This window comes from Paenochrobactrum pullorum (genome assembly GCF_041929845.1).
GTDB classification, from domain to species: domain Bacteria; phylum Pseudomonadota; class Alphaproteobacteria; order Rhizobiales; family Rhizobiaceae; genus Paenochrobactrum; species Paenochrobactrum pullorum.
Map to the genome: position 1 here is coordinate 74,295 of NZ_JBHEEH010000012.1, position 13,378 is coordinate 87,672.

The following is a 13,378-nucleotide window of genomic DNA, read 5'->3' on the forward strand; positions in this document are numbered from 1 at the left end:
TCAGCACTCAGATATTTTGCAATTTTTTCTGATTATAGAAATATGCTCAAAAAGCAACCGCGCCAAAGCTATGGCGCGGTTTGTTTTAATGCCTGAGAGGCTTATTCCCAGGCAGGAATACCAGTGCCTTTATAGGCGCGGTCAAGCTCGGCTTTCACCGCATCGTTCTGGAAAGAGCTGACGAGGGTTTTTACCCAATCTTTGTCCAGATCATCAGTGCGCACAGCGATGAAGTTGTTATACGGGTTGTTCTCGCGGCTTTCCCAACCTATGGCATCTTTTGGCTCGAGACCGGCTTTGGCTGCCCAATCATTATTAACGATGGCAATATCAAGATCATCAATCGCACGCCCTACTACACCTGCATCAAGCTCTTTGATATCGACATTTTTAGGGTTTTCGATGATATCGATAGGTGTGGCCAGCACACCGGCATCCGGTTTCAGCTTGATAATGCCATGCTGTTCCAATACGCGTAGCGCACGACCTTCGTTGGATGGGTCATTTGGCACACCGATCACTGCGCCGTCTTTAACGTCATCCAGTGATTTCAGCTTGCGGGAATAAATACCGATCGGCCAAACAGCTGTGTAACCGGCAACGCTGATTTTATAACCATGCTGCTGGATCTGGGCATCCAAAAACGGGGAATGCTGGAAGGAGTTGGCGTCAATTTCTTTACGATTCAGCGCTTCATTTGGCTGGTTGTAATCGTTGAAAATAACGGTCTCGACTGTAAGGCCTTTTTTCGCCGCTTCTTCAACAACAACTTTCCAGACGGATTCGTCTTCACCGCCCATGATGCCGACTTTAACGGCATCTTGTGCCTGAACTGCGAGGGGAGCAAGACCGAGGCTGAATGCGGTGGCTGCAAACAAAATTGCTTTGAGGCTGTTTCTGCGCGAGATATCTTGTGTCATTTTGTGCCCTTTGACGAGTATTAATTTCTAACGATCTCTGCAAAGGGTTTAAACTTCCCCTCACTTTGAATTATTTTTGATAATTCACTGTAATTTGCCGTTAAACAAGGAAAAATATTCTACTGAGGCCATATGCGCAGTGATTGTTTCACCGGAAAGTTGGTATTTCAGGATTCGTTTGTCATTTATCGGAAAGTGGCTGTTTCAAGCGGTGAATCATACAAAAAAGCCCTGATATTGATCAGGGCTTTTATAAGGGATTTTTAGTTATTTTTGTTTGGCAAAACCTTGCTCGCGCATCTGGCTCAATGTCATTTTGGGCGACAGTGCTTCCGGATCAATGCGGATTTCAATCAATGATGGTTTGCCTGATTTTTCGCATCGTTCAAATGCAGGGGCGAAATCTTCTGTTTTTTCAACCAGCTCGGCATGGCAGTGATAAGCGCGAGCAAGAGCGGCAAAATCAGGATTTTGCAAGCCTGTGCCGGAAACACGCGCCGGATAGGTGCGCTCTTGATGCATGCGGATGGTGCCATACATGCCATTATTGATGACGATGAAAATAACATTGGCACCATATTGTGCAGCCGTTGCCAGTTCCTGACCATTCATCAAAAAGCAGCCGTCACCGGCAAAACCTAAAACCATCCGTTCAGGATATTGCAATTTGGCGGCAATGGCAGCCGGAACGCCATAGCCCATCGAGCCATTGGTAGGCGCAAGTTGGGTGCGAAATTGATTATATTGATAAAAACGATGCGCCCATGAGGAATAATTTCCCGCGCCATTGGTGATGATCGTATCGGCTTTCACATGGGCTTTTAACCATTCCATGATTTCGCCCATTTGCACCTTACCCGGAATAGTGGGTGTCTGGATGTGCTGGAGGAAGTCCTGATGCAGTTTTTGTGTCCAGTCCTGCCATACCGGTTTATCGGCCGGATTGTGGATTGGTGCGAGTTTTGCCGCTTCACGGCAAAAGGCTGGCATGCTGGCATTGATGCCTAATGTTGGATAATAAACGCGGCCGAGTTCTTCGGCTCCGGTATGAATATGGATCAGTTTTTGTTGCGGCACTGGCGCTTCAACCAAAGCATAGCCCTGGGTGGTCATTTCGCCCAAACGCGCGCCAAGCACCAGCAAAAGATCAGCCTGCCTGATGCTTTCTGCCAGTTGCGGCCCGACTGCGGTGCCGAGATCACCGGCATAAAGCGGATGAAGATTGTTGAATAAATCCTGACAGCGGAAGGATGCAGCGACCGGAATATGCATATGTTCGGCAAATCGCTGCAAATTGGCGACAGCTTCTTTATTCCAGCCGCCACCACCGGCAATCAGCATTGGTCGTTTGGCTTGGCTTAAATGCTCCAGCATTTCCTGTAATTGCGAAGGGGCTGCATGCATTTCCACTTGGCGAGCGGCTGGCACATCCTGTGCTATGGCAAGTGAGGTCAGCATATCTTCCGGTAGTGCCACGACAACGGGGCCGGGGCGACCATTAAGCGCACGATGAAAGGCTTGGCTGACAAGCTCCGGAATGCGTGCCGGATCATCGATTTGCACCACCCATTTAGCCATCTGGCCAAACATGCGGCGATAGTCGATTTCCTGAAAGGCTTCGCGCTCGACCTGATCGCTGGCCACTTGTCCGATAAACAGCACCATCGGGGTGGAATCTTGAAAAGCGGTATGCACACCGATGGACGCGTTGGTGGCGCCGGGGCCGCGGGTGACGAAACAGATACCCGGTTTTCCGGTCATTTTACCGTAAGCTTCTGCCATATAAGCGGCACCGCCTTCCTGACGGCAGACGATCAGATCAATGTTATCTTGTTTATCATGCAGCGCATCCAAAACAGCCAGATAGCTCTCGCCCGGAACACAGAAAATACGCTCCACTCCCTGATGGATGAGCGCATCCACCAGCAATTGCCCGCCTGTGCGTTGATGCGCGTGATCTGTCATGATTTTTGTTCCCGTTTTTAGCTCGTAACTGCTTTGGATTTAGGCTACCAAAGGTCTGATTTGATTATCATGATTTCAGCACAGCTGAGCGCTGCCGCATAGCTTGAATTTGATGACCAAGTGTCATGATGCCATGCGTAAGCAGTATTATCAGCTGTTTTGAACTATGCAGACGTTTGACGAACCAGAAGAAGTGAAAATGATGCCCCGCCAAAATTCTCCGGCTATAAAAAATTTTGCCGATATTGAAAAATACGTCAATTCATTGCCTGATCTCTATAAAGGACCAGGTGGTGCGGTCGCGGTTATTCAAGACGGTGAAGTTGTTTTAAAGCAATGCTGGGGCTATGCGGATTTAACATCGCGCCGTGAAATAAAGCCCGATACGCGCTTTGCTATGTGCTCGGTGACCAAACAATTTACCTGTGCCACCTTGCTGGATGCGGTGGGTGAGCCGGAAGTGCTGGATGCGGCTTTTGCCAAGTTTTTCCATGATTTTAAAGACGAACTGCCGAAAGTGCGAGAGCTTTGCAACAACCAGTCAGGTTTGCGCGATTATTGGGCGCTGACGGTTTTATGCGGGGCTGATCCGGAAGGCGAATTTTTGCCCGAAGATGCGCGTAAATTATTGAAACGTATGCAGCATGTACAGTTTTTGCACGGCACTGAATATTCTTACAATAACGGTAATTTTCGCATTGTTGACGAATTGATCGAGCAGCACACTGGTCGCTCGCTGATTGATTTGATGCGTGAGCGGATCTTTGATCCGGCAGAGATGAAAACCGCAGAACTGCGACCGAATACCGGCACATTTACTGATTGCGTTGGCTATGTTGGTGATATTGTCACCGGTTTTAAACCTGCAAAAAACCGCATCCATTGGAGCGGTGATGCCGGTATGGTGGCTTCCCTTGAAGACATGATCGCATGGGAAATTTTTATCGATAAAACCCGCGATGATGAAAACGGCATTTATCGTCGCTTGTCGCGCCCGCAGACCTTTGCCGATGGTAGTGCCAGCCCTTATAGTATGGGCTTGAAATATGCAGATGCAGGCAAATATCGTTTGAGCGGTCATGGTGGTGCACTGAATGGTTGGCGTTGCCAGCGCTTCCATTCGCAGGATGAACGCTTGTCTGCCATCATTCTCTTCAACCATGAAAGCAGCGCTTATGGTGCTTGTCTTGATCTGATGCGGGTGGCATTGGGTGAGGCCAAGGCTGCAAATGATGCGGCACCCGTTGCTGTTGATGCAGCATGGTATGGCGATTATCTGGATGAGCGCACCGGCCTGTCGATCACGCTTTCAAAAGCTTCAGAAGGCCAGATGAAATGCCGTCTTGGCACGTCTGCTGAAATGGTGCGTGTTGTGAGCGAGAGTGAAGCCACCAATGGCTTGACCAGTTTGAAGCGCGATGGCGACATTGTGCATTTGCGCCGTGATGCCGAAAAACTGGTGCTTGAATGCCGAAAGCTTGTGAAAGCGGAAACCCCCAATATTTGTGGTCGTTATTATTGCGGTGAATTGGATGCGGCTGTGGTTGTTGAAAAAGTTGGTACGGCTTTTTATGCAGCTTTTGAGGGGTTTTTGGGCAAAAGCAACATGCAGCCGGTATATTATGCGGGTGGTGATGTGTGGTTGCTGCCATGCCAGCGTTCGATGGATGCACCGGCACCCGGCGATTGGACGCTGGTTTTCCAGCGCGACACATTAGGCAATATTGCCGGTATTCGTGTTGGTTGCTGGCTGGCGCATAATTTGAATTATCGCAAAATTTAAAAGTGCATAATTTGAGTTTTATTGAAGACAATAAAAAAAGCCGCGGAAGATATCTTCCGCGGCTTTTTTGTTCATTCGTCTTATTTATGCAACGCGCTTCAATGCATCGGCAATCGTCGACACGATGGTGTCGATCTGCTCTTTTTCGATGGTCAGTGGCGGTGACAGCGCAATGGTGTCGCCGGTGACGCGGATGAGCAGACCTTTGTGGAAGCAATCAACAAAGACATCATATGCACGGGCGCCGACAGCATCGGGACGTGATGACAGTTCAATCGCACCAACAAGGCCGATATTGCGGATGTCGATGACATGCGGCAGACCTTTAAGCGAATGCAATGCTTCCTGCCAATGGTCAGCCAGAGAAGCTGCACGGGTGAGCAGACCTTCTTCAGCATAGATTTCCAATGTTGCAATACCGGCAGCGGATGCAACCGGATGGCCGGAATAGGTGTAGCCGTGGAAAAGCTCGATGGCGTTTTCCGGACCGGTCATCAGACCATCATAGATCTTGCTGGTCGCAAATACAGCACCCATCGGAATGGCACCGTTGGTCAGGCCTTTTGCAGTGGTCATCATATCCGGTTCAACACCGAAATAATCAACAGCAAAAGGTGTTCCGAGACGTCCGAAGCCGGTGATGACTTCATCAAAGATCAGCAGGATGCCGTATTTGTCGGCAATCGCGCGCAGACGTTCCAGATAGCCCTTGGGAGGGAGAATAACACCGGCAGAACCGGACATAGGTTCAACGATAACGGCGGCAATGGTTTCAGGACCATTCAGCTGTACGATACGTTCCAAATCTTCCGCAAGTTCAACACCATGCTCAGGCAGACCTTTGCTGAAAGCATTGCGTTCAACGTCGAGGGTATGGCGCATATGGGAGGCAGGAATCTGCGGGAATACGCGGCGGTTGTTGACGAGACCACCAACAGAAATGCCGCCAAAGCCCACACCATGATAGCCTTTTTCACGACCAACTATGCGGGTGCGGGTGCCCTGACCAATGGAGCGCTGGTAGGCGATGGCAATTTTCAGCGCAGTATCAACGGATTCAGAACCGGAACCGGTGAAGAAAACACGATCAAGCTTTTTATCGCCTTTGCCCGGCGCAATTGCTGCCAGTTTTTCAGCAAAGTCGAAAGCAACATTGTGACCCATCTGGAAGGTTGGCGCGAAGTCCATGGTGGATAGCTGACGCTCAACGGCTTCGGTGATGCGCTTACGACCGTGTCCGGCATTACAGCACCACAGACCTGCGGTTCCGTCGAGAACCTGATTGCCGTCGATATCGGTATAATAAACACCCGAAGCGCCAGCGAGAATACGCGGGGACGCCTTAAACTGGCGGTTAGCCGTAAACGGCATCCAGAAATTTTCAAGGCTCGGGGCATTGTTTTTGGTCAGCATAGCGATCTCCTCTTTCAGGCACTATCATATTCATGCTTTCTGAGCCGCAACAAGTCCTTTTCTGCAAAAGACTAAGCCATTGAAAAAACAGGTGCAAATTCGTGATTGTTTGATATATTCAACATCAGTAACAGTAATCGGAGGAGAAGTGCTGTGAATATGGATATTGGCGGACGTTTACGCACCCTCAGAATGCGGCAGAATCTCTCGCAAAGAGAATTGGCAAAACGTGCCGGTGTCACCAATTCCACCATTTCGCTGATTGAAGCCAACCAGAGCAATCCGTCGGTGGGGGCTTTAAAACGAATCCTCGATGGTATTCCCATCGGGATGGCGGAATTTTTTGCACTTGAGCCGGATGTGCCGCAGACGGTTTTCTATCAGGCCAATGAGCTGGTGGAGATTGGGCGAGGGCCCATTTCTTATCGGCAGGTGGGTGAAAATCTCTTCAATCGTGCGCTGCAATTGCTCAAAGAGCGCTATGAAGCCGGTGCTGACACTGGCAAGGTCATGCTGGTGCATGAGGGCGAAGAGGGCGGCATTGTGATTTCCGGCCGCATTGAAGTGACTGTCGGCTCCGAGCGGCGCATTTTGGGGCCAGGGGACGCTTATTATTTTGACAGTAAACTGCCGCATCGTTTCCGCTGTGTAGGGCCGGTGCCTTGCGAAGTGGTGAGCGCCTGTACGCCCCCAAGTTTTTAATATTGATTCAATAAGTTAAGCCCGCGATGTTACTTAAAACATCGCGGGCTTTTTTATTGAGAGTTAGATTCAGCCGTAGCGGGAAATACCGATATCGCTCATGTCGATTTCTGGTTTAACGCCGGTGATCATGTCGGCCAAAGCGCGGCCTGAACCGGCAGCCATTGTCCAGCCCAGTGTACCATGACCGGAGTTGATGAAGAGGTTGTCATAGCGTGTGGCGCCAATGATTGGGGTTGAATCCGGTGTCATCGGGCGAAGACCTGACCAATAGGTTGCAGCCTTAACATCGCCACCACCCGGGAAGAGGTCGGTTACCGATAATTCCAAGGTTGCACGACGATTGGCTGGCAGATCTTTGCTGAATCCTGACAATTCTGCCATGCCGCCAACGCGGATACGGTCGCCAAGACGGGTGATCGCGATCTTGTAGCTTTCATCCAGAATGGTCGAAACCGGTGCATTGTCTTCATTGATGATCGGCAGTGTCAGCGAATAGCCTTTGACCGGATAGATCGGTGCATTGAGGCCGAGGCTTTTGACCATCGCACGGGTATAGCTGCCAAGAGCCACGACAAAACGGTCGCTGGTGATGTTACCCTGATCGGTTTCAACCGCAGTAACACGGTCGCCGGATTTCAGGAAGGATTTGATGTTGACGCCATATTGGAATTTGACGCCCAAGCCTTCGCAAATTTTGGCCAGCGCATTGGTGAATTTGAAGCAATCACCGGTTTCGTCATTTGGCAAACGCAAACCGCCGACATATTTTTCTTTGACGCGAGCCAGACTCGGCTCAGCCTGTGCACAGCCTTCACGGTCAAGCACTTCAAACGGTACGCCGTCTTTACGCAGAACTTCCACATCTTTGCCAATCGCATCCAGCTGTGACTGTTCGCGGAAAAGCTGCAAAGTGCCCTGTGTACGGTGGTCATATTCAATGCCGGTATCTGCACGCAGCTGAATGAGGCAATCGCGGCTATATTCGGCAATGCGCACCATGCGGCTTTTATTGACGGCATAACGCCCCGATGTGCAGTTGGCGAGCATCGACAACAGCCAAGTATATTGGAACGGGTCGGAGGTCGGGCGGATGATCAGCGGCGCATGTTTCATAAACAGCCATTTGGCCGCTTTAAATGGAATGCCCGGTGCTGCCCAAGGGGAGGCATAACCCGGCGAAATCTGGCCGGCATTAGCAAAGCTGGTTTCCAGTGCCGGACCGGTTTCGCGGTCGATAACGGTCACTTCATGACCGGCTTTGGCCAGATAATAGGCGGTGGAAACACCAACAACGCCGCTGCCTAAAATAGTAACTTTCATGGGATGACCCCTTTATTGCTTATAATTTTAATTGTTCAAATTGCGGTTGTCGGGTGCTTTTAATCCACATAGTGGCGTGAATAGCGGCTCCCTAAAGCTGTCAGAATTTCATAAGGGATCGTATCACAATCCCGCGCTACGTCTTGCAATGATTGATGCGGGCCGATCAGTTCGACCAGACTGCCAAGTTTCAATGTGCCTTCGGCTAAGTCAGTGACATCAAGGGTAATGCTGTCCATCGACACACGACCAACGATCGGCAGTCGTGTATCGCCATAAAAGGCCGAGCCTTTATTGCTTAAACTGCGAAACCAGCCATCGGCATAACCAACGGCAATGGTGGCAATGCGCATGGGTTTTGGTGTCACATAGGTGCAGCCATAGCCAACCGGCGTGCCTTGCGCCACATTGCGCACCTGTATGATACGGGCAGAAAGTTCGACAACCGGCAGAATCGGATGATCCGGCAAATCAGGGCCGACGCCATATAAAACCACACCCGGACGCGCCAGATTATAATGGAAACTTTTATCTTGAAAACATGCACCGGAATTGGCGAAGGCGACCGGCATTTCTGGCAAACGCGCCAATGCACCTTTCATGGTTTCAAGCTGGTGTTTATTGAATGGATTATTAAATTCATCACCGACAGCCAGATGGCTGATGATGAATTTGATGTCGAGATGATCAAGCAGATCAAGGTGATCGGCTAAATGATCAAGCTCTTCATGCGATAGCCCTAAACGCGCCATACCGGTATCGATCTGCAAAAGTGCGGGTAATGTTATACCGCGCTTGATGGCAAGATTTTGCCAGTTGGCAAGCTGTTCTAATGAATTGAGGACGGGAATAATTTGCGCATCGGCGCAAACCTCTTCTGTATGTGGCTGCAAGCCATTGAGCACATAGAGAGTAGCATCATTGGCAAGGAGCGGGCGCAATTTTAAAGCTTCACCCAAATGCGCGACGAAGAAGTCGCGGCAACCGGCCTGATAAAAAGCGGGTGCCACTTTATCTGCGCCCAGACCATAAGAATCCGCCTTAACCACAGCACCGGCGCGTGTGGGCGCAATTTGTTTGGCAACAGCCTGATAATTATGGCGCAAAGCCTTCAGGCTGATTGTCAGGATGCCACCTGCAGCCAGATCATGTTCATTATTGTTAAGCTGCATTTTAGAAAGTGACATCGGCCATGACCCTGACAGAACAGCAGTAAATTTTGTTTATCATGATATGCTAGTCGAAGATCGTTCGAATATCTTTGCTATCTTTCGAATATTATGCGATTTATAATCGAAATTTAGGTATTTTTCATCTTTTATTGGAAGATTATGCATGTCATCGCTTGATAGTATCGACCGCAATATCATCCGTAGCTTGCGCCGTGATGGTCGCATGACCAATAGCCAGTTGGCGGCGGAAGTAGGATTATCGCAATCGGCCTGTTTGCGCCGTGTCCAGATTCTGGAGCAATCGGGCGTCATCCGCGGTTATACGGCGATTGTCGGCTCCACTGATGGTGACGAGCGTCTGGTGGCGATTGTGCGTATTACGCTTGACCGACAAACGGAGGAATATCTTAATCGTTTTGAAGAGGCGGTGCGCCGTCATCCTGAAATTCAGGAATGTTATTTGATGACGGGAGATGCCGATTATATTTTGCGGGCGGAGGCAGAAAATGCCGCCGCCTATGAAGTCATTCATAAGGAAATCTTGTCACGCTTGCCGGGAGTTGCGCGCATTCATTCCAGCTTTTCCATCCGCACGGTTTTGTTGTCGAAAGCGCCTAGCCAGCAACGTGCCGGTTAAGCCATCATGAGCGGCCGTTTTCCCAAGGATTAACCTGTAAAATAGAGCGATCAATGGTTTCAATATCGCGTTTGCCGCAAAGTGCCATGCTGATATCCAGCTCGTTACGAATAATTTCGAGTGCTTTGGTGACACCTTCTTTGCCCATGGCGCCAAGCCCATAAAGAAACGGGCGGCCGATAAAGGTGCTGCGCGCTCCAAGAGCGCGTGCTTTCAACACATCCTGGCCTGAACGAATGCCGCCATCCATGTGGATTTCAATCTGGTGGCCAACCGCATCGACAATTTGCGGCAGCATGGAAATGGAAGAGCAGGCACCATCCAGTTGTCTGCCGCCGTGATTGGAAACTATAATTGCATCAGCACCGGTTTTGGCGGCCATGCGGGCATCCTCGACATCTAAAATGCCTTTAAGGATCAGCTTGCCGCCCCACTGCTCTTTGATCCATTCCACATCGCTCCAATTGAGCTGCGGGTCAAACTGCTCTGCTGTCCAAACCGCGAGTGAGGAGAGGTCGGTGACGTTTTTGGCGCGTCCGGCGATATTGCGGAAGGTGCGGCGCTTGGTGCCTAGCATTTTAAGGCACCAGTTTGGGCGCGTTGCCATCTGCCAGATATGATGCGGCGTAAATTTGGGCGGTGTCGACAAGCCATTGCGCAAATCTTTATGGCGCTGGCCTAAAATCTGCAAATCAAGGGTTAAAACCAGTGCCGAACATTTGGCGGCTTTGGCGCGTTCAATCAGGCTTTTAACAAAGTCGCGGTCGCGCATCACATAAAGCTGAAACCAAAATGGTTTGGTGGTAACCGATGCCACGTCCTCAATCGAACAAACACTCATGGTGGAAAGGGTGAATGGCACGCCAAAGGCTTCTGCTGCCTGGGCTGCCAGCATTTCGCCATCCGCATGTTGCATGCCGGTGAGGCCGGTTGGAGCAAGAGCCACCGGCATTGCCACCTTTTCACCAATCATGGTGGTTTCAAGCGAGCGGTTGGTCATGTCGACCAGCACGCGCTGACGCAATTTTATCTTTTTGAAATCATCTTCATTGGCTTGATAGGTGGATTGGGTAAAAGCGCCGGAATCTGCATAATCAAAAAACATTTTCGGCACACGACGGCGTGCAAGTTTTTTCAGATCTGCGATTTCCAGTATTTGCGCCATAGTATCCACCCTTTTTTCTAAAATATAGTGCACAGAAACACGGATAGCATTAATTGCCAATATGAATAAACTACTATTCAATCAAGTTAATAACTGGCAGAATGAAAGCATAGCTGACGTATAAAGAGGAACGGGCATGAGCAAGTGCAACGGTAAAACCGGCTTTATCGGCAAAGCTTCTAAAGCTGCGGGCGGATGGGGCGCGCTTAAAAGTTCCGGCAAGCAAATTTTGCAAAGCGGGGCGGCTCTGACCAATGTCCGTACCATGTTGAAGGCCAATCAGCCCAATGGCTTTGATTGTCCGGGTTGTGCATGGGGCGATCCGGAGCATGGCTCTTCCTTTGAATTTTGCGAAAACGGGGTGAAGGCAGTTGCGTGGGAAGCCACAGGACGGCGCACCACACCGGAGTTTTTTGCAACCCATACAGTCAGAGAATTACAAGGCTGGACGGATTATGATCTGGAACATATCGGCCGCTTGACGCATCCAATGCGCTATAATGCACAAACAGATCAATATGAAGCGATTGACTGGGACGAAGCATTTGCTGAAATCGGCTCAATTTTGTCAGGGCTTGATAGTCCGCATCGCGCTGAATTTTATACCTCCGGCCGTGCCTCTAATGAAGCGGCTTTTCTTTATCAGTTATTTGTGCGTGCCTATGGCACCAATAATTTTCCCGATTGCTCCAATATGTGCCATGAGGCCAGCGGCGTTGCGCTGAAACAGTCCATCGGGGTTGGTAAAGGCACAGTGTTGCTGGAAGATTTTGAAAAAGCTGACGCTATTTTTGTGGTCGGCCAAAATCCGGGAACCAATCATCCGCGTATGCTGGGGGATTTGCGCCGTGCGGCAGAACGGGGTGCACGCATTGTTGTGCTTAATCCGGTGCGCGAACGGGGATTAGAGCGCTTTTCTGACCCGCAAAACAAGCTGGAAATGATCACCGGAGGCAGTGAAGCCATTGCGAGCGATTATTTGCAACCACGATTGGGCGGTGATCTGGCGGCTTTTCGCGGCATGGCCAAAGCGGTGTTTGCAGCTGATGATGCAGCACTGGCACGAGGCGACAATTCCGTGCTGGATCATGTGTTTTTATCTGAACATACAGTGGAATTTGAAGCCTATCGAGCCGCCGTCGAGGCGACAAGTTGGGACAGTATTGAAGATCAGGCCGGTCTGACACGCTCTCAGCTTGAAAATGCCGCGCAAATTTATCTCAATGCCGGCAATGTTATTACCACATGGGCAATGGGCATTACTCAGCATCGCCATTCTGTGATTACCATCCGAGAAATTACCAATTTCATGATGCTGCGCGGGAATATTGGTCGGGAGGGCGCGGGGCTTTGTCCGGTGCGTGGCCATTCTAATGTGCAGGGCGACCGCACTGTCGGCATCAATGAAAAACCGTCAAAAGCTTTTCTTGATGCTTTGGAACGCGAGTTTGGTTTTGAAGTGCCACGCGCTGAGGGGCATAATGTTTTAGGCGCTATTGGTGCGATGCTGGATGGCAGTGCAAAAGCCTTTATCGGTTTGGGCGGCAATTTTGCCCGTGCCACGCCTGACAGTCCGGTAATTGCCAAAGCATTGAGCGGTCTGGATCTGACTGTGCATGTGGCAACCAAGCTCAATCATTCGCATCTTTTGCCGGGTAAAAATTCTTATATTTTGCCATGTCTCGGGCGCACCGAAATTGATCTCAACTCCAAGGGGCAAGCACAGATTGTAACAGTGGAAGATTCCATGAGCATGGTGCATGGCTCCGGTGGTATCAATCAGCCAGCCTCCAAATTGCTGCGCTCGGAGATTGCCATTGTTGCAGGGATTGCCAATGCAACATTAGGCGCCAAGCCTGTCAACTGGCTGGAGTTGGCTGATGATTATGATCTGATCCGCAATCATATCGAGCGCGTTTTGCCTGATTTTTATGATTTCAACAAACGGGTGCGGGTGCCGCGCGGGTTTCATTTGCGCAACGGTGCCGCCGAGCGTGAGTGGAATACATCAAGCAGCAAGGCCACTTTCTGGACAGGCGCGATGCCGGAGGCGGTGGAGCATCAGCAGGCGCGTGGTGTAGCGGGACAATATGTGCTGCAAACTTTCCGCAGTCATGATCAATATAATACCACTATTTATGGTATGGATGACCGCTATCGTGGTGTTTATGGTGAGCGGCAGGTGGTGTTTGTCAATCCGGCTGATATGGCGGAAATGGGTGTTGAAGCCGGAGACAGAGCCGATATTATCGGCCAGTTTGATGATGGTATCAAGCGGGTTGCCGAGAATTTCCGCTT

The 13,378-nt window shown here is 50.2% G+C and carries 10 protein-coding genes; 4 read left to right on the plus strand and 6 right to left on the minus strand.

Annotated elements, in window-relative coordinates; genetic code table 11:
* Window positions 1-101: 101 nt before the first annotated feature.
* Together JNC77_RS14215 and JNC77_RS14220 are read right to left on the minus strand one after the other, a co-directional pair.
* Window positions 102-920: a MetQ/NlpA family ABC transporter substrate-binding protein gene (locus JNC77_RS14215; protein ID WP_374833621.1), complete on the minus strand. Its 819-nt coding sequence runs from the start codon at window positions 918-920 to the stop codon at window positions 102-104.
* Between the two features lie 267 nt (window positions 921-1,187).
* Entirely contained in the window at window positions 1,188-2,885 is a 1,698-nt protein-coding gene (locus JNC77_RS14220; protein WP_374833623.1) for a thiamine pyrophosphate-binding protein, read from the minus strand.
* A 202-nt stretch (window positions 2,886-3,087) separates the two neighbouring features.
* On the opposite strand from JNC77_RS14220, the gene JNC77_RS14225 reads away from it, so the two are divergent.
* Window positions 3,088-4,668, plus strand: a complete 1,581-nt coding sequence (locus JNC77_RS14225; RefSeq protein ID WP_374833654.1) for a D-aminopeptidase — start codon at window positions 3,088-3,090, stop codon at window positions 4,666-4,668.
* A gap of 84 nt (window positions 4,669-4,752) precedes the next feature.
* On the opposite strand, the gene aptA is transcribed toward JNC77_RS14225, so the two are convergent.
* On the minus strand, window positions 4,753-6,081 hold the full coding sequence (gene aptA / locus JNC77_RS14230; RefSeq protein ID WP_374833625.1) for an omega-aminotransferase AptA: 1,329 nt from the start codon (window positions 6,079-6,081) through the stop codon (window positions 4,753-4,755).
* A 153-nt stretch (window positions 6,082-6,234) separates the two neighbouring features.
* Between aptA and JNC77_RS14235 the strand changes: the two genes are divergently transcribed.
* Window positions 6,235-6,783, plus strand: a complete 549-nt coding sequence (locus JNC77_RS14235) for a cupin domain-containing protein (protein ID WP_374833627.1) — start codon at window positions 6,235-6,237, stop codon at window positions 6,781-6,783.
* A gap of 69 nt (window positions 6,784-6,852) precedes the next feature.
* Here JNC77_RS14235 and JNC77_RS14240 read toward each other — a convergent pair whose 3' ends face one another.
* Window positions 6,853-8,106, minus strand: a complete 1,254-nt coding sequence (locus JNC77_RS14240) for a D-amino acid dehydrogenase (protein WP_374833629.1) — start codon at window positions 8,104-8,106, stop codon at window positions 6,853-6,855.
* 59 nt (window positions 8,107-8,165) lie between these two features.
* The gene (alr, locus tag JNC77_RS14245) at window positions 8,166-9,293 is read right to left on the minus strand and encodes an alanine racemase (protein ID WP_374833632.1); all 1,128 of its coding nucleotides are present in this window, start codon (window positions 9,291-9,293) and stop codon (window positions 8,166-8,168) included.
* 148 nt (window positions 9,294-9,441) lie between these two features.
* Here alr and JNC77_RS14250 point away from each other — a divergent pair, with 148 nt between their 5' ends.
* Complete coding sequence (locus tag JNC77_RS14250) at window positions 9,442-9,915, plus strand: Lrp/AsnC family transcriptional regulator (RefSeq protein ID WP_374833634.1); 474 nt, start codon at window positions 9,442-9,444, stop codon at window positions 9,913-9,915.
* A 4-nt stretch (window positions 9,916-9,919) separates the two neighbouring features.
* Here JNC77_RS14250 and JNC77_RS14255 read toward each other — a convergent pair whose 3' ends face one another.
* The gene (locus JNC77_RS14255) at window positions 9,920-11,080 is read right to left on the minus strand and encodes an alpha-hydroxy acid oxidase (protein WP_374833636.1); all 1,161 of its coding nucleotides are present in this window, start codon (window positions 11,078-11,080) and stop codon (window positions 9,920-9,922) included.
* Window positions 11,081-11,216: 136 nt separating this feature from the next.
* Here JNC77_RS14255 and JNC77_RS14260 point away from each other — a divergent pair.
* A partial coding sequence (locus JNC77_RS14260; RefSeq protein ID WP_374833638.1) for an FdhF/YdeP family oxidoreductase occupies window positions 11,217-13,378 on the plus strand: 2,162 nt, incomplete at its 3' end.